Source organism: Lentzea sp. HUAS12 (assembly GCF_024125735.1).
GTDB classification, from domain to species: domain Bacteria; phylum Actinomycetota; class Actinomycetes; order Mycobacteriales; family Pseudonocardiaceae; genus Lentzea; species Lentzea albida.
The window spans coordinates 5,619,350-5,635,779 of record NZ_CP099738.1 but is presented as its reverse complement, the minus strand read 5'-3'; the positions used below and the strand labels follow the sequence as shown (position 1 = coordinate 5,635,779).

General features: G+C 71.5%; 15 protein-coding genes. 7 read left to right on the top strand and 8 right to left on the bottom strand.

The genetic code is table 11. From position 1 onward, the window contains the following. Nucleotides 1-84 precede the first annotated feature (84 nt). Nucleotides 85-1,164 carry an exo-alpha-sialidase gene (locus ND450_RS25345; protein ID WP_253321162.1) on the top strand — a complete coding sequence of 360 codons (1,080 nt, stop codon included), beginning with the start codon at nucleotides 85-87 and terminating at the stop codon, nucleotides 1,162-1,164. After that, on the top strand, nucleotides 1,161-1,445 hold the full coding sequence (locus ND450_RS25340) for a MoaD/ThiS family protein (RefSeq protein WP_089922046.1): 285 nt from the start codon (nucleotides 1,161-1,163) through the stop codon (nucleotides 1,443-1,445). The genes ND450_RS25345 and ND450_RS25340 overlap by 4 nt, the downstream gene beginning before the upstream one ends. An 83-nt stretch (nucleotides 1,446-1,528) precedes the next feature. On the opposite strand, the gene ND450_RS25335 is transcribed toward ND450_RS25340, so the two are convergent. The 3 genes from ND450_RS25335 to ND450_RS25325 form a co-directional block, all read right to left on the bottom strand. Beyond that, a complete protein-coding gene (locus ND450_RS25335; RefSeq protein WP_253321161.1) occupies nucleotides 1,529-1,675 on the bottom strand; it encodes a hypothetical protein in 147 nt (48 codons plus the stop codon). A 167-nt stretch (nucleotides 1,676-1,842) separates the two neighbouring features. Next, nucleotides 1,843-2,811 (bottom strand): zinc-binding dehydrogenase, encoded by a 969-nt coding sequence (locus ND450_RS25330; protein WP_253321160.1) that lies wholly within the window; start codon nucleotides 2,809-2,811, stop codon nucleotides 1,843-1,845. Nucleotides 2,812-2,885: 74 nt separating this feature from the next. Then, entirely contained in the window at nucleotides 2,886-4,352 is a 1,467-nt protein-coding gene (locus tag ND450_RS25325; protein ID WP_253321159.1) for an aromatic amino acid ammonia-lyase, read from the bottom strand. Nucleotides 4,353-4,382: 30 nt separating this feature from the next. Between ND450_RS25325 and ND450_RS25320 the strand changes: the two genes are divergently transcribed. Then, on the top strand, nucleotides 4,383-7,358 hold the full coding sequence (locus ND450_RS25320) for a DEAD/DEAH box helicase (protein WP_253321158.1): 2,976 nt from the start codon (nucleotides 4,383-4,385) through the stop codon (nucleotides 7,356-7,358). Continuing rightward, nucleotides 7,351-8,190, top strand: coding sequence for an SWIM zinc finger family protein (locus tag ND450_RS25315; RefSeq protein ID WP_253321157.1), 840 nt, complete (start codon nucleotides 7,351-7,353; stop codon nucleotides 8,188-8,190). The genes ND450_RS25320 and ND450_RS25315 overlap by 8 nt, the downstream gene beginning before the upstream one ends. Here ND450_RS25315 and ND450_RS25310 read toward each other — a convergent pair whose 3' ends face one another. From ND450_RS25310 to ND450_RS25295, 4 genes are all read right to left on the bottom strand, one after another. Then, on the bottom strand, nucleotides 8,191-10,380 hold the full coding sequence (locus ND450_RS25310) for an esterase-like activity of phytase family protein (protein WP_253321156.1): 2,190 nt from the start codon (nucleotides 10,378-10,380) through the stop codon (nucleotides 8,191-8,193). It lies immediately after the preceding gene. Between the two features lie 883 nt (nucleotides 10,381-11,263). Next, complete coding sequence (locus tag ND450_RS25305) at nucleotides 11,264-11,536, bottom strand: GlsB/YeaQ/YmgE family stress response membrane protein (protein WP_089922051.1); 273 nt, start codon at nucleotides 11,534-11,536, stop codon at nucleotides 11,264-11,266. 67 nt (nucleotides 11,537-11,603) lie between these two features. Then, complete coding sequence (locus ND450_RS25300; RefSeq protein WP_253321155.1) at nucleotides 11,604-12,086, bottom strand: hypothetical protein; 483 nt, start codon at nucleotides 12,084-12,086, stop codon at nucleotides 11,604-11,606. Between the two features lie 75 nt (nucleotides 12,087-12,161). After that, nucleotides 12,162-13,214: a DUF2786 domain-containing protein gene (locus tag ND450_RS25295; protein WP_253321154.1), complete on the bottom strand. Its 1,053-nt coding sequence runs from the start codon at nucleotides 13,212-13,214 to the stop codon at nucleotides 12,162-12,164. A 62-nt stretch (nucleotides 13,215-13,276) separates the two neighbouring features. Here ND450_RS25295 and folP point away from each other — a divergent pair, with 62 nt between their 5' ends. Genes folP through ND450_RS25280 form a run of 3 tightly spaced genes read left to right on the top strand, consistent with a single transcriptional unit; the run spans nucleotide 13,277 to nucleotide 15,387 of the window. Beyond that, nucleotides 13,277-14,101 carry a dihydropteroate synthase gene (gene folP, locus ND450_RS25290; RefSeq protein WP_089922054.1) on the top strand — a complete coding sequence of 275 codons (825 nt, stop codon included), beginning with the start codon at nucleotides 13,277-13,279 and terminating at the stop codon, nucleotides 14,099-14,101. A gap of 14 nt (nucleotides 14,102-14,115) precedes the next feature. Continuing rightward, nucleotides 14,116-15,054, top strand: coding sequence for a hypothetical protein (locus ND450_RS25285; RefSeq protein WP_253321153.1), 939 nt, complete (start codon nucleotides 14,116-14,118; stop codon nucleotides 15,052-15,054). A gap of 48 nt (nucleotides 15,055-15,102) precedes the next feature. Continuing rightward, nucleotides 15,103-15,387 carry a hypothetical protein gene (locus ND450_RS25280; RefSeq protein WP_089922056.1) on the top strand — a complete coding sequence of 95 codons (285 nt, stop codon included), beginning with the start codon at nucleotides 15,103-15,105 and terminating at the stop codon, nucleotides 15,385-15,387. Here the strand turns inward: ND450_RS25280 and ND450_RS25275 are convergent. Then, complete coding sequence (locus ND450_RS25275) at nucleotides 15,344-16,396, bottom strand: cytochrome P450 (RefSeq protein WP_253321152.1); 1,053 nt, start codon at nucleotides 16,394-16,396, stop codon at nucleotides 15,344-15,346. The two genes, ND450_RS25280 and ND450_RS25275, sit on opposite strands and share 44 nt — an antisense overlap. Nucleotides 16,397-16,430 lie beyond the last annotated feature (34 nt).

Sequence of the window (16,430 nt, the reverse complement as noted above, 5' to 3'; positions counted from 1 at the left end):
GGTTTCCCGCGCCCTCGGAAATTGTCAGACCCCCGGCGTAACGTGCTCCGCATCACACCTATGGAGTCTGGAGGCGGCGTTGCGATGACGGTGGTCGTGGCGATCGGTACGCGCAAGGGGCTGTGGCTCGCCCGCAGCGAGGACCGTGTCTCGTGGCAGGTCGACGGTCCGCACCACGCGATGCAGGAGGTGTACGCGGTCGCTTTCGACACGCGCGCCGGCGTCCGCCTGCTGGCCGGCGTGGCCTCACCGCACTTCGGCCCCGGCGTGTCCATTTCGGACGACCTGGGGGCGTCGTGGGAGGAGTCCGCGACGCCGCCGATCGCGTTCCCGGTGGAGGACGCCGCCCTGGAGCGCGTCTGGCAGCTGCAACCCGCCCCGGCCTCCCAGCCGGGCGTCGTCTGGGCGGGCACGCAGCCGTCGGCGCTGTTCAAGTCCTCCGACGGCGGCCGCTCGTTCGAGTTCGTCGAGGGCCTGTGGAACCACCCGCACCGCCCGGAGTGGGAGGCGGGCTTCGGCGGCCAGGCCGTCCACACGATCGTGCCCGACCCGGCCGACCCCGACCGCATGCTGGTGGCGATGTCCACCGGCGGCGTCTACCGCACCGCCGACGGAGGCAAGTCCTGGGAGGCCCGCAACAAGGGCATCAAGGCGTACTTCTTCCCGGACCCCTGGCCGGAGTTCGGCCAGTGCGTCCACAAGGTCGCGCAACACCCGGCGCTGACTTCCCGCTTCTACGCCCAGAACCACCACGGCGTCTACCGCAGCGACGACGGAGGCGACACCTGGCAGTCGATCGCCGAGGGCCTCCCCACCGACTTCGGCTTCGCGATGGTCGTCCACCCCCACGACCCGGACACGATCTTCACGTTCCCGATCGAGGCCGACGGCCGCCGCTTCCCGCCGGAGGGCAAGTGCCGCGTCTACCGCTCCCGGGACGCGGGCGAGACCTGGCAGTCCCTCGGCGCGGGCCTGCCGGACGACTTCTGGACGGCCGTGATGCGCGACGCCATGTGCACCGACACCGCCGAGGTCCCCGGCGTCTACTTCGGCTCCCGCTCGGGCGAGGTCTACGCGAGCCCCGACGAGGGCGAGACCTGGCACCAGGTGGCGGCGCACCTCCCGGACGTGATGTCGGTCAGGGCGGCGGTGATCCCGGCGTGAAGGTGAAGGTCCTGATCCCAGGCGTCCTCAGGTCAGCAGCGGCCGGCGCCGCCCACCTGGACGTCGAAGTCCCACCCCCAGCCACCCTGGGCGCGGCACTGGACGTGCTGGCAGAGACCTACCCGGGCCTGGACCGCCGCCTCCGCGACGAACGAGCGGGCCTGCGCCGCTACGTGAACTTCTACGTCAACGGCGAGGAGTGCCGCCGCCTGTCAGGCCCGGACACACCGCTCCCGGCAGGCGCGGAGATCCAGATCCTGCCAAGCGTGGCAGGAGGCTGACCGCCCGGCCGGCCGGGCTGCGCCGCACGGGGATGGCAGCGCAACCCGGCCCCGGCGGCCGCACGCACCCACGCGCTGCCCGGTCACCGCCTCGGCGACGGGTGGTGGCTGCCGCCTGCGTGCCAGGCCGCTGCTTGCTGCCCGCTGGCACCTGCTGCCGCCAGCGACCTGTCTGCTGCCGCCTGCCCTGCCAGCACCTGCCCGCTGCCGCCCGCCCTGCTGCTGCTCACGCCGCCTCCACCCCGCGACCCGCCTGCCTCCACGACCCATCGGCCTCCGCCACTGCCGCCGCCCCCCCGCGACCACCGCCCCCCGCGACCACCGCCGCGCCCCTATCCCCGACCGCCCCCGCCACCCGGCCGCCCCCGCCACCCGGCCGTCCCTCAACCGCCCGCGCTCACACCACCAGCAGCAGCGACTTGCCGAGCGTCGCCCGCTCCTCCAACGACCGGTGCGCCTTCTCCGCCTCCTCCAGCGGATACGTCGCACTGATCACCGGCCGAATCCGCCCCCGCACCACCAACTCGAGCGCCTCAGCAAGGAGCTCCGTCACCACACCCACCTCAGGCGCCCCGTCCGCCAGCACGTTGTCCACGTGCACCCGCCGCCGTGCCGCCTCCTCCGGATCGATGTCGGCCAACCCGTCCGAAGACCCGTAGGTGACGAACCGGCCCCCCTCGGCCACAACCCCGAACGTCTCCCGGCCGAGCACCCCGCCCGCGCCGTCGAACGCCAGCCCGACACCACCCGTCGCCGAGCGCACCTGGTCCTGCCAGCCCGGAAGCGAGTAGTCGACGACCACCTCGGCGCCCAGTTCGCGGGCCAGCTCGAGTTTGCGCGCGCCGCGCGCCGCGCCGACGACCCGTGCGCCTGCCGCGCGCAGCAGCTGCACGAGCAGCGACCCGGCACCCCCTGTCGCGGCCCCGACCAGGACCCACGCGCCCTTCTCCACCCGCACGCGGCGGAGGATCAGCAGTGCCGTCACGCCGTCGTGCACCATGGCCGCGGCCTCGGCCGAGCTGAGGCCGTCCGGCACCTCGACGATCCCGTCGACCGGGAAGACGGCCTGCTCGGCGTAGGCGCCGGTCACCGAGTTGCGGGATGCGACGCGCCTGCCGAGCCACGACGGGTCCACCCCCTCGCCCACGGAGATCACCCGGCCCGCGCCGCCCTGGCCGGGCACGTGCGGCAGCGTCAGCGGGAAGTACTCGCGGCCCCAGCCGCCGCGGAGCAGTGCGTGCAGGAAGATCACGTCAGCGACCTCCAGAGCCACCACGACCTGGCCGGGGCCGGCCACCACCTCGGGAACCTCTTCCACGCGGAGCACCGAAGGCCCGCCGAACTCGTGCACACGGACGGCACGCATCACAGTCACATCCCCCACCTCGGACAACCTGGTGGTGGCGACCGTAGGAGCTCCAGCAAAGTGGAGGTCAAGCCTCAGCAGGCGGCGAAGTCGTCCAGCAGCGCCGAGGCCACCTCCACGTCCGGGCTGAGCTGCCGGTCGGACATGTCCGGGTTGAGCTTCGCCTCGGCTGCCTCGAAGGCGGCGCGCAGCGGCGGTGTCAGGGGCGTGATGCCGCGCAGCCGCAGCGCGCGGACGGCGGCGACGACCTCGCACGCGAGCACCAGGCGGAACGCGCCCAGCGAGCGCAGGGCCTGTGAGGCGGACTGGAACGCGAAGCTCGAGTTCTCCTCCTGGCCCCGCGACACCACGGCGTTGCCGATGCTCGCGGGCTCGGCGAGGGTGCGGACCTCGGCCAGCGCGGAGTTCGCGCTGTACTCCAGGATCATCACGCCCGAGCTGCCGCGCACACCCTCCGCGAGGAACGGGCGCAGGCCCGTGAAGTTCGGCTCGACCAGCGTCGCGAGACGCGCGGTCGAGATGTGGCCGGTGTGCAGCATCGCGAGCCGCAACCGGTCGAGCGCCTGGCCCAGGTAGGCGCTGTGGAAGGCGCCGTGGTGGTACGCGGCGTCGTCCTCCGGTCCGAAGTGGTCGGCGACGATCAGCGGGTTCTCGGCGGCCGCGTTGAACTCGACGTCGAGCACGCGGGCTAGGTCGGTGGCGGCGTCCACGGCCGGGCCGTGGATCTGCGGGAAGCAGCGGTAGCCGAACGGGTCCTGGATGCGGGCGGGCGGGCGCGGCGGGTCGCCGATCAGGCGGCGCATCTCCGCGGCGACCGCCAGCTGACCGGGGTGCGGGCGGCCGAGGTGGACGCGTTCGTCGTAGGCCTCGACGGCACCGTCCACGGCGAGGAACGACAGCGCGGCGACGACGTGGGTCGCCTTCAGCAGCTCGTGGGCGTCCTTCCAGGCGAGGCCCGCCATGCCGATCGTGAGGGCGTTGCTGCTGATCAACGCCAGCGCGTCGCCCGAGTCGAGCTCGATCGGGTCCGGGGTCTGCGTCGAGCCGAGCCAGTAGCGCTCGCCGAGCAGGGTCAGGCCCGTCTCGGCCAGCGCGGTGAGGTCGCCGGTGCCGATGGCGCCGTACTCGTGCACGCCGGGGTAGCAGCTGCTGTTCAACGCGGCGAGCAGCGCGTCGGCCACGGCCCTGCGCACGCCGGCGCCACCCGCGAGGAGCTGGTTCAGGCGCACGACCATCATCGCGCGCACCTGCTCCTCGGGGAGCATGCCGCCGAGCCCGCCCGCGTGGCTGCGCAGCAGGCGCAGACCGTGCTCGGCCCATCCCTCGGTGCTGACGAGCTGGTCGCGATTCGCGCCGACACCGGTCGTGCGGCCGTACACCTGTCGTCGCACCACAAGACGCTGGCTGGCGCCCCACGACGCTTCGAGCCGTGCGATGCCATCAGCGTGCAGAGACACCGGCGCGTGATACCGCGCGACACGCACCACGTCGTCGGCGCTGAGGGACTGACCGTCCAGCACGACAGGGGAGTCTTCGACCATGGCCCCAATGTGAGCACATAGGGTTCGGAGGTGCTCGTACTGCATGGCCTGTGCACGACCGATGGCGTCCTCACGCTGTGGGCCGAGGACTCCGGCCTGCCCGCACGCAGTGAGAGCACGCGCCGGGACGCGCCGCACCCGTTCGCGGCCTCGGCCGAATCGCTGGCCGCCGCGCTCGGGCAGGAACCACGCAAAACGACCGCGCGCGCGTTGCTGCTGCCGTCGTTCGCGTCGGGACCGATGGCCTCGCCCGAGCTGGTGCGCGATCCGCTGACGGCGGGACGGGCACCGCGCGGCAAGGTGCAGCTGAGGCAGTGGGGTGTGCCCACGATTCCTCTCGACGGCGTGCCGGAGCTGGGCGCCGAGACGAGGCTGAGCGACTCCGCGCGGTTCGTGTTCGACGTGGCCGGGTTCGCCACCGACCTGGTCGACCGCGGCCGTGTGCTGCCCTCGGTCGCGCCGGAGCGGGCCGTCGCGCGGTGGGTGCCGGTGCTGTCGGGAACGGACTCGGCGCGGTTCGCGGCGTTGCAGGCCGCGATGCCGCCCGCCTGCCGGTGCGAGGAGATCGCCGGCGACCCGGCGGAACTGGTCCGCGCCGCGCTCACGAACGCCGTCGACGAGCAGGTGCGCGACCGGTTGAGGGGCACCGGCCTCCTCCCGGGGAAGCGGGGCCGCGAGACGACGGCGGAGGCGTGGCTCGCCGCGCTCACGGGCGAGCCCGCGTTCGACGCGGACCCGGTCGAGCTCTACGAACTGCGCGAGCAGCTGGACCGCTGGCGCGTCAGCGCGGGCAACGAGAGCCCTGTGCGCACGTGCTTCCGGCTGCGTTCGCCCGAACAGCGCGACGAGGACGAGTGGGCCGTCGAGTTCCTGCTGCAGGCCGTCGACGAGCCGAGCGTCCTCGTGCCCGCGCAGCAGGTCTGGTTCGCGGACGACGGCGTGCTGCGGCGCTGGATCCCCGCGCCGCAGGAACACCTGCTGGCCGACCTCGGACGAGCGAGCAAGCTGCACCCCGACCTCGACGAGGCGTTGCGCGGCTCGCACCCGGCCGAGATGGAGGTCGGTGCCGAGGGCGCGTACCGGTTCCTGCAGGCGGCGCCCGTGCTGGCGCAGGCGGGGTTCGGTGTGCTGCTGCCGTCGTGGTGGCAGCAGACCACGAAACTGGGGCTGAAGCTCACGACGAAGAGCCGCGGCACGGCCGGGACCGTCGCCAAGGAGAGCGAGATCGGCCTGAAGTCCATTGTGGACTACAAGTGGGAGCTCGCTCTCGGCGAGGACACGCTCACCGACGCCGAACTGGCCGAGCTGGCGCGCGCGAAGGTGCCGCTGGTCAAGGTGCGCGGCCAGTGGGTCCAGGTCGACCAGAAGCGGCTCGCGGCCGGGCTCGCGTTCCTCCAGCGCGGCGGCGGGCAGATGACCGCGGCCGAGGTGATGCTCCACAGCGGACTCACCGAGGAGGACGAGAGCCTGCCGCTCCCGCTGATGTCGGTCGAGGCCGACGGCTGGCTGGGCGACCTGCTGTCCGGCAGGGCCGACGAACAGCTCGAACCCGTTGAGCCGCCGGCGAACTTCGGCGCGCAGCTGCGTCCGTACCAGCAGCGCGGCCTGGCCTGGCTCGCGTTCCTCGACAAGATCGGCCTGGGTGCCTGCCTGGCCGACGACATGGGCCTCGGCAAGACCGTTCAGCTGCTGGCACTGGAGGCGCTCAACCGCGCACACGGCACGCGCCCGCCGACGTTGCTGATCTGCCCGATGTCGGTCGTCGGCAACTGGCAGCGTGAAGCAGCGCGGTTCACCCCGGAGCTGAAGGTGCACGTGCACCACGGCACCGGCCGCCTGGACGGCGACGCGCTGCGCGAGGCCGTGGAGAGCAACGACCTGGTGCTCACCACCTACGCGCTGGCCGCACGCGACGCCGACGCGTTGAGCGAGCTCACCTTCGACCGCGTGGTGCTCGATGAGGCGCAGAACATCAAGAACAGCGCCACCCGCCAGTCCCAGGCCGTGCGGCAGCTCAAGGCGCGCCACCGCGTCGCGCTGACCGGCACGCCCGTCGAGAACCGCCTGGCCGAGCTGTGGTCGATCATGGACTTCGCCAACCCCGGCGTGCTCGGCACGGTCAACACGTTCCGCGCGCGCTTCGCCGTCCCCGTGGAGCGCCACAACGACCAGGACGCCGCCGCCCGCCTGCGCAAGATCACGAACCCGTTCGTGTTGCGGCGCGTGAAGACCGACCCGCGCATCATCAGCGACCTGCCGGACAAGGTCGAGATGCGCCAGCTGTGCAACCTGACGACCGAGCAGGCCTCGCTCTACCAGGCCGTCGTCAACGACATGCTGGAGAAGATCGAAGAGGCGGAGGGCATCGGCCGCAAGGGACTGGTGCTCGCGACCATGTCGAAGCTCAAGCAGGTCTGCAACCACCCGGCCCACTTCCTCGGCGACGGCTCCCGCGTCGCCGGCCGTTCCGGCAAGCTCGCGCGCCTCGAGGAGGTGCTGGAGGAAGTGCTCGCCGAGGGCGACAAGGCGTTGTGCTTCACGCAGTTCACCGAGTTCGGCAGCATGCTCGTGCCCTACCTGGCCGCGCGCTTCGACACCGAGGTGATGTTCCTGCACGGCGGCACGAACAAGGCGTCCCGCGACCGCATGGTCGAGCGCTTCCAAGACAGCAAGGGGCCGTCGCTGTTCCTGCTGTCGCTGAAGGCGGGCGGCACCGGGCTCAACCTCACCGCCGCGAACCACGTGATCCACCTCGACCGCTGGTGGAACCCGGCCGTCGAGGACCAGGCGACCGACCGCGCGTTCCGGATCGGCCAGCGCCGCAACGTGCAGGTGCGCAAGTTCGTCTGCATCGGCACCCTGGAGGAGCGCATCGACGCCATGATCGAGGAGAAGCGCGCCCTGGCCCAGCTGGTGGTCGGCGCCGGCGAGAACTGGCTCACCGACCTGTCCACCGCGCAGCTGCGGGACCTGCTGACGTTGTCCGGGGAGGCCGTCGGTGAGTGAGCACTGGTCGGGCGAACGCCCGCGCTACGGCAAGACCATCAAGGTGGACAACGGCATCAAGGCGCGCAGCAAGCGCGGCGACATCGGCGCCACCTGGTGGTCGCGGCGCTTCATCGAGGTGCTGGAGTCGTTCGGCATGGGCGGGCGGCTGACCCGCGGCCGCAACTACGCGCGGCAGGGCCAGGTCCTGTCGTTGTCGCTCTCGACGAGCATGGTCATCGCGTTGGTGCAGGGCTCGCGGCCCACGCCGTACAAGACGCGGATCGCCATCAAGGCATTCACCGGCCAGGAGTGGCAGCGCATCGAGCACGCCCTGGCGGGCAAGGCCCTGTACGCCGCGAAACTGCTGGCCGGCGAGATGCCGGCCGACATCGAGAGCCTGTTCTCGTCGCTCGGCCTCCAGCTCTTCCCGGCGACGCAGCGCGAGCTGACGATGGACTGCACCTGCCCGGACTGGGAGGTGCCGTGCAAGCACCTCGCCGCCACCTGCTACCTGCTGGCCGAGTCGTTCGACAACGACCCGTTCGAGATCCTGGCCTGGCGCGGCCGTGGCCGGGAGGACCTGCTCGAACGCCTCCGCACGCTGCGCGGCACCGCGCGCAGCGTCGTGGCCCGCGAGGAGGCGCCACCGCTCACCAAGTGCCTGGAAACGTTCTGGCAGAAGCAGACCGTGTCCGGCGTGAGCCTCGGCGACCCGACCGCCGCCGTGCGCGCGGACGCGGTGCTCGACCAGCTCGACGCCGTGCCGATCACGGTGGGCCGGGCGTCGCTCGTGGAGCTGCTGCGCCCGGCCTACCTCTCCCTGCCGCCGGAGGACCGGCCGCCCGCCTGATCAGATCCGGCCGAGGCGCAGGAACACCGACTCACCGGGAGCGTCGTCCAGCCCGTCGTTGTCCACCACGCCGACCAGCCTCCGGAACGGGCCGCTGCCGACCACGGCCAGGCCCTCGGGCTTGTCGTGCGTGGCGGCGCCGCCCGCCCTCAGCGCGGGAACGAGGTCCTGCGCCAGTTCCTTCGACACCACCGGCTTCTCGGCGCCCGCCGGCACCGGCTGGAGCCCGCTGATGTCGACGCGGTAGACCTTCTTGGTCCTGGCCGCGTCACCACGCTGGTTGTCGCGTTCGAGGACGAGCAGCGTGCGGTCGTCGAGCGCCGTGATCTCGGACAGGCCGATCCACGCACCGGCCTGAGGCGCGTCGAGCGGGTACGCCGCGAACGCCCACTCACCGGTCGCCGGGGTGAAGCGCGCGAGCGTGGCCTGGCCCGCCCTGTCGGCCTTCCACTCCCGCTGCACGGCGAGCCACACCTGCTCGGACGTGCCGCTGCCGGTCACGGTCACACCTTCGAACCCGTTGCTCGTGGCGGTCTTCGCGACCACCTCGGGCAGCGGGACCTCCCTCGTGACCGCCCCGTTCGCGGCGACCTCCACGAGCAGGTTGGGCTTCTGCTTGCCGTCTCCCTCCACCGCGATCCAGTAACCGCTCTTCCGCGCGGCGATGCCCTCACCGTCGTACCCGACGGGCTCGCCGTCCTTGGTCAGCGTCAGCTCCCCGCGGACCTTCGCCGGCGCCACCGCCGTGTCGATCGTCAGGATCCGCGTCGGGTCGAAGGCGGCGTCCGTCACGGCGACGACGTTCCGGTGGTCACCCGGAACGCCGGACAGCCCCGACAGCGCCCCGAACCCGATGCCGTCCGACACGATCGACGGCGTGCCCTGGTTGCGCGCCAACGACAACGCGAGCGGCGTGCGGGTCAGCCGGTACCCGCTGAGCGACGAGCGGATGCCGTCCTGCGCCGAGTCCTCCTCCGCCGCGACGACGAGCGTGCCGGTCGCGGGGATCGGCAGCAGACCCTCCGGCGCGACACCGGTGGGCAGCGCCTGCAGGAAACGCGGCCTGCGCGGGTCGTTCACGTCGTAGACCGCGACGAGGTTGGCGCGCTCCAGCCCGACGAACGCGTACCGGTCACGCCCGAACGTCGCTACGGCCAGACCCTCCGGCTCGACACCCTTGTTGTCCGACCGGCCGTCCGGGTACTGCCCCTGCTCGACCGCGATCCGCTGGAGCTCGTTGCCCGAGGAGAACACGACCCGGCCGGAGTCGGCGTCGAAGACGGTCCACGTGCGCGACCCGCCGAGGTAGTCGCCCTCGTCGGCGGTGCCGAGCGTGTGGTCGTCCAGCCACGCGACCGCGTCGGGTTCGCGCGCGGCGGTGATGGTCTCGGTGGGGTCGTACCTCCCGTCGTCCTTGGTGTCGGTGTCGCGGACCGTGGCCGTGCCCGCGGAGAAGTGCTTGACCACGGTGCCGGACCTGAGGTCCACGATCGCGATGTGGTTGTTCTCCTGCAACGTCACGGCCACCTGGTTGCGACCGTTGATGCTGACGTACTCCGGCTCCGGGTCGGTGGGCGCGACCTCCGCGATCCCGGTCAGCCCGACCTTGCGCAGCGTCCACCGGTCGGGCTTCTGCCCGGCCAGATCGACGATGGTGAGGAACCCCGCGGGCGCCTGCGGGATCGCGCCCCCGTTGACGTCCTCGTCGCGCTCGTTCTCGATCGCGACGGCCGCGTACCGGCCGTCCTTCGAGATGTCGATCGAGTCGGGCTGCCCGCCCAGCTCGTGCGTGGCCACGACCGCGCGCCTGCCGAGGTCGACGACCACCAGCACACCCGACGGCTCGGTGTACGACTTCGAGGTGTTGACCGCGACCAGCGCGAGCCCGCCGACGACGTCGACCGACGTCGGCTCACCCGGCATGGCCAGCACACCGTCCGGTGTCAGCGCCCGCCCCGATCTGGCCGGTCTGGCGAACCCGATACGGCGCGCGGGCGAGTCGGTGTAGACGACCAGCCGCCCGTCCGCGGTGGCGGCCGCGATCTCGGCGGCCGTGTGCTCCGCCGCGGAACTGTTGCGGAACACCGGCATCGTGTCGAACCGCTGGAACCGCGACGGCGCCGACGCCTGCGCCGGTGCGGCCGACACGAGCAACACCAAGGCCACCAGGCCTGTGCACAACCGGACCACTGGTCCTCCTCAAGGCTCGGAGGCGCGCATTGTGGCCGACCTGGGCGACTGCCGGATGAACGTTCGCTGATCATCCGGGGTGGACCGGGTTGAGGGTGGGGCGATTCTGTTGTGGGGAGGGCGGTCTGGAGGTGGGGCGGGGTCCTTTCGGTCGGGCGGCGGGGGCGGTGGGCGGTTGGAGGCTGTGGTGGGCGGGGAGCGGGCGGATCAGGGTTGGGGCGGCCTCCTTTCGGAGGGGCGGTAGGCGGGTGGCGGGGCTGTGCGGGGCAGGCGGCTGGAGCGGTAGATGAGTCGTGGCGTCTTGATGTGGCAGGCGCCAGCCTGATCGCCGGGTTGCCGGATGCGCGAGACCGGTCTTGCGCTGGGGCACGCACGCTCAAGCGCGGTGCGGCAGCGGGACGACGTGTCCTCGGGGCGTCGGCTGGTTGCCGGGGTGCGGCTGCCGGAGCTGTCAGAGCGCTGGGGCACGCGCGTTCAGGCCCGGTGCGGCAGCGGGATGCGCTCGCGGATGGCTGCGCGCGAGATGGTGCTTGGCAGCGTGGCGAGGTGGCCGGTTGTGGAGCGGGTGCTGAGGTCTCGGCCCGTTGATGGCGCCGGGGTGCGCGCGTTCAGGCGCAGGACGGCGGCGACGAGGTGACCGAAGGCTTCGGCTGTCCGGTGGTGGCGGGGCTGCGGCGCCCGGTGGCGGCGCTGGGGTTCCGCGATCCGGCGCGGGACGGCAGCGTGGCTCGGGATGCGGGCGGTCGGTGGCCGGGACGGGCTGCCGGGCCCGTTGGGCGCTGGGCGGTCCGGGCGCGGTGGCGCGCGGAGGGCTTCGCGGCTCGGGCGTACCGGCAGCGGGGTGGGGTGGGAGGGCGGCTGTGCGGCCGCCCGTCGCCGGGGGTCAGTGGGGGAGCTTGCGCCTGGAACGGGTGGACCACAGGGTCACGCCGGCGCCGGCGAGGCCTACCTGCAGGGCCAGTTCGATCCAGTCGATGCCCGGGGTGTCGGCGACGCCCAGGGCCGTGGCCGCCGCGGTGCCCAGGAGGGCGGCGACGATGCCCACGAGAACGGTGGCGAGCAACGAGATGTGTTGCCTGCCCGGCATCACCAGGCGGCCCAGGCCGCCGATGATCGCTCCGAAGAGCAGTGCGGTGAACAAGCCGCCGATTTCCACTGCGTACCCCCTGCTGAGACTCTGGTGCCTGCTCCTCCAGGGTCTGCCGGGCGCGGGGGCTCGCGAATCAGGTCTTTCCCTGACCCGCCCCTGAGTTTCCCCCTAGCAGCACCGCGCCCGCCGCGGAGAGTTCGCGGCCCGGTACGTCCGGGTCGCAGCCCACGCGAGCGAGGCGGGCGCGGATGGCGGTGGGGGAGCGCTCCATGTCGTCGGCCAGGGACCTGATCAGCTTCGGCGAGTCGGACTCGGTCGGGGTGAGCCAGGCGGTGCGCAGTGCGGTGTCGAGGGCTTCGGTCCAGGGCTGGTTGGCGTTGGCGTGGCGGGTCGGACGGCTGCGCAGGCGCGTGTGGGCGCCCAGGACGCGCGAGAGGAGCTTGCCGATCGTGGCGCCGCCCTCGACCGGCAGGCGGAGGCGGCCGTCCGCGACCACCTCGCCGGAGCCGAGCGACCCCAGCAGGTCGAGCACCATCGACTCGTCGGAGTCGGTCGTCGCGCTCAGCCGGTAGTGGACCTCACCGAGCTGGACCTCGTTGTGGAAGGTGGATGTCATGGGGTCGACGTTAGGGAGGGGGTCTGACGGTTTTCCGGGGTTGGGGCGCTCCGGAGGCCGTTGTGGGCCAGGGGTTCACTCGAAGGGGTGGCCGGAGGTCACCGCGCCGCGGCCCGCGCCGATGTCGGCGGCGTCCGCGGCGGCACGTCCCGCACCCCACCCGGCGGCCGAACGCACGGTCACGCGCGAGGTGCGCGTGCGCGTGAACATCTCCGAGAACAACGTGTCCACGGCCTGCTTGCGGTTCGCGAGCACCGGCAGCAGCCGCTCGTCCTCGGCCTCCGGGGTGTCCGGCGTCAGCCGCTCCCCGATCCGCGACGCGTAGGCCACCAGGAACGACTTCCGGAACGGCCGCGAGCGCGCCTCACTGCCCTTCCCGGCCCGCCCGCCCACGGCGACCATCGCCCGTGTCGCCTGCACGAGCAGAGACGTCGCCAGCAGCTCCACGCTCTCCAGGTCCACCTCGTCACCGACCAGCGCGACGAACCCGAACCCGTCGTACGCCACCGCCCGCGACCGGAACGCCTCCGCCACCACGTGCACGAGCTGCGACTTCTCCTTGAAGTAGCTCTTGTCGAGCCACAACCGCCGCGACGTCGCCTGGGCGGGCAGGTCGGCGTCGAGCACCGCCCGTTCCAGCGCGTGCCGGTTCATCAGCTCCTGCGCCTTGGCCGACAGCGCCTCCGCCTCCTCGGGGAACGCCGTCGACTCGGCCTTCGCGAGCAGGCCGCGCACCCGGTTGAGCACCTTCGGGTCCAGTCCCGCGCGCACGGCCGACATCAGCGCGTCACCCGGCAACGGCAGGATCTGCGGCAACGACGGCAAGCGCCCGAGGAACTTCAGCAGCTCGGCCGCCGTGCGTTCGGCGTACGACCGCGTCTCGATGTGCCGCGTCGCCCACGCCTCCAGCAGCGGCCCCTCCCACCACACCGAAGCGCCGATCTCGTCCAGCTGACGCCGCCACCGCGGGTGCACCGTCGACTCGACGTGCGGCGAACAGGACAAAGCGATCACGTCCACCACGAGAGAGATGGCCGACTCATCGAGCGAACGCGCCACGATCTCGCGCACGTCGTACGGCAGCCAGCCGCGCTGCCAGAGCGCGTCGACCGCTTTCACCAGTTCCACGCCACGCAGTATGAGACGTCCGCCATGTGCAAAGGTCGGGGACCACCTGGTAGACACGGGATGTGATCGAGCTCCAGTTCCGCGGCCGGACCGTCGTCCGCGACCACGCGCTGGTGATGGCGATCATCAACCGCACCCCCGACTCGTTCTACGACAAGGGCGCCACCTACGCCGAAGACGTGGCCATGGAGGCCGTGCACCGCGTGGTGGCCGAGGGTGCGGACATAGTGGACATCGGCGGCGTGAAGGCGGGCCCCGGCGATCTGGTCGACGCGAGCGAGGAAGTGCGTCGCGTCGTGCCGTTCATCGCCCGCGTGCGCGACGCGTACCCCGATCTGATCATCAGCAGCGACACCTGGCGCGCGGACGTCGGCAGGCTCGTCTGCGAGGCCGGCGCCGACCTGCTCAACGACACCTGGGCGGGCGCGGACCCGCAACTGGCCGAGGTCGCCGCGGAGTACGGCGCCGGTTACGTCTGCTCGCACACGGGCGGTGCGGTGCCCCGCACGCGTCCGCATAGGGTGAGTTACCCGAACCTCGTCGCGGACGTCGTCGCGGAGACGACTGAACGCGCCGAGAGGGTGGTCGCGCTCGGTGTGCCTCGCAAGAGCGTGCTGATCGACCCCACACACGACTTCGGCAAGAACACATGGCACAGCCTCGCGCTGGTGCGGCACACGGACGCCCTGGTGGCGACCGGCTGGCCCGTGCTGATGGCGTTGTCCAACAAGGACTTCGTCGGGGAGACCCTCGGCGTGGAACTGCACGAGCGCGTCGAGGGCACCCTCGTCGCGACCGCGATCGCGGCGTTGGCGGGCGCCGCGGTCTTCCGCGCGCACGAGGTGGCGCGCACCAGACGAGTACTCGAGTCCGTCGCTCGACTGTGAGCTGGAGGTATCAGGTGGACGACGTCTTCGCCCGGTTTTCGGACGACCGGTGGGACGACTTCCTCGACGAACTCGACAAGATCCGCGTGAGCGTGGTGGATCCCGCGGAACGGCAGCAGGTGAAGGCGACCGCGCGCCGCGACGCACGGGAGGCGGCAGGCCAGCCGTTGCTCGTGCGGATGGCCCTCGCGGACCACTACCTGAACCTGCTCGCCATCGGCGTATGGGCGGGCGACGAGAGCTGGCGCGCAGAGCTGCGTGACCTGGTCGTCTCTCTCGTGCCCGAAAACGACGAATCGCGTGACGACGCCCTGTTGAGCTCTGTCATCGCCGTGGTGCTCGCACAGCTGCTGCAGGACGCACGGCTGCGCGGCGGCTCCGAGGCCGATGTCATCGCACGGTCCGCATGGGAGAAGGCCCAGGAGTGGGCGGCCTACGCGGAGGACCGCCACGTCGAACGGCTCCTGCACCACTCCACGGAGGCCGGTGCGCGCGTCGTCACGGCCTCGGAGGTCCAGGAGGTCGTCGAGCTCGCCACGGCCGCGGCGGACGACGACCACGCCGAGACGATCGCCGCGCTGGAGACGGAGGGCTTCACCGCGGAGTTCATGAACGGCGTGTGGGTCGTGGAAGGTGAGTTCCGCAACCCCGTGCGTGCCGCTGCGCGCGCGATCACGCTCACGGGCCACGGCTGCGTCCTCGCGCGCAACGCGAAGCAGTCGGCCGTGATGCTGTGGCAGGAGAACACGCTCGCCATGGCCGACTCGAAGGTGCCGCGCTGGCGCGTCTACCCGATCCTCGCGCCCGTCACGCCGCAATCGAAGTTTTCGGGCGGTGAAGGCCTGCCGTTCACCCGCGAGACACACCCGTTGGCACCCGCACCGGAAGTCGTGCGCCGGTTGGCGGACGCCGTTGGTGTCAACCTGTCCCATCTGCTGGCTGCATTGCGGTGAAAGGGTGATCTTTGCCTTTCCGCTACCTCGACTCGTTATCTTGGTGTCATGCCCAGATTTGCCGAGTTCGATGTGGAAGGCCTGAGAAAATCCAGCGCCGTCGCGGACTTTCCCTGGTCAGAGACGTGGGTCACGTTGATCCGCGTTGATGCCAAGGGAGTTGTCCGGCAAGCGAAGTCGTTGACTGAGAAAGTTTCTCTGCTGACGGTCGCGTCAGACAAGGACCTCGTCATCGCGTCCTGTCCGGAGATTTACGCGGTCGACGACCTGTCGGCTGCCCGTGCCGCCGTCAAGGCTTCGGTCGCACGCGAAATGATGCCAAGCCTCGGATGAATGACTCCCGCCACTCGGGCTCAGCGACGAGCGCGAGTTCCGGGAAACGACGGAGGAGCGTTCCGAAAGCGATCTCACCCTCGATGCGGGCGAGCCGTGCGCCCACGCAGTAGTGGATCCCGTGACCGAACGCGACGTGTGGGTCTCTGCCCAGCTGCACCACGTCGGGTCCGGGAAACCGGGACGGATCCCGGTTCGCCGCCCCAAGTGAGACGGTGACCTGCGAAGATCTTGGAATCGTGACCCCTCCGATCACCACGTCGGACGTGGTGACCCGCCCCACGCCCAGCGCGAGCGGACCGTCGTGGCGCAGGAACTCCTCGACGGCCTCCGGGATGAGGATCGGATCGTCGATCAGCGACTGCTTCAGCGCGGGCCGGCGCAGCAGCGCGAGCAGGCCGTTGCCGATGAGGTGCGAGGTCGTCTCATGCCCCGCTGTGATGAGCAGCACGAGGGTGTTCACGAGGTTCGGCTCGTCGCGGAGCTCGGTGATGAGGTCGTCACCGGGCTCCTTGGTCTCCAGCAGGCGCTGCACGTAGGCGGCGAACCTGCCGTAGGCCTCGGCCATCGTCGCCGGGTTCAGCAGGTCCGAGGTGAGTCCGCGGACCTCGTTCCTGTCCTCTTCGGGCAGACCCAGGAGTTCACAGATGACGGTGATGGGCAGCGGGTAGGCGAACGTCTCGACGACGTCCACCTCCTCCGCGCCCTGCCACACGTCGAGCAGCTCGTTGGTGATTTCCTCGATGCGCGGCCGTAGCGCCTCCACGCGTCGTGTGGAGAACGCGCGCGCGATGGGCTTGCGCAACTGCGTGTGCTCCGGCGGATCGGTGTGGTTCAGCATCCCGCCCGGGATGATGGCGCTGCTCAGGGCGGGATGGCTGAGGGCCTGGACGACGTCGTCGTAGCTGCTGATCACCCACGACGTCTGGCCGTCCGGGGTCTCGACCAGAGCGGGGCCCCGCGCCCGCCACTCGTCGAAGTACGGGGTCGGATCGGTGAAGAAGCTCATGCGCCCATCGTGGTGTTCGCGCTGCTCAGAGGCA

Coding starts and splice junctions, on each gene's coding strand:
- ND450_RS25275 (WP_253321152.1), bottom strand. CDS start 16,396: ATGAGCTTCTTCACCGATCCGACCCCGTACTTCGACGAGTGGCGGGCG.
- ND450_RS25280 (WP_089922056.1), top strand. CDS start 15,103: ATGCCCAGATTTGCCGAGTTCGATGTGGAAGGCCTGAGAAAATCCAGC.
- ND450_RS25330 (WP_253321160.1), bottom strand. CDS start 2,811: ATGCGTGCCGTCCGTGTGCACGAGTTCGGCGGGCCTTCGGTGCTCCGC.
- ND450_RS25325 (WP_253321159.1), bottom strand. CDS start 4,352: ATGGTCGAAGACTCCCCTGTCGTGCTGGACGGTCAGTCCCTCAGCGCC.
- ND450_RS25345 (WP_253321162.1), top strand. CDS start 85: ATGACGGTGGTCGTGGCGATCGGTACGCGCAAGGGGCTGTGGCTCGCC.
- ND450_RS25300 (WP_253321155.1), bottom strand. CDS start 12,086: ATGACATCCACCTTCCACAACGAGGTCCAGCTCGGTGAGGTCCACTAC.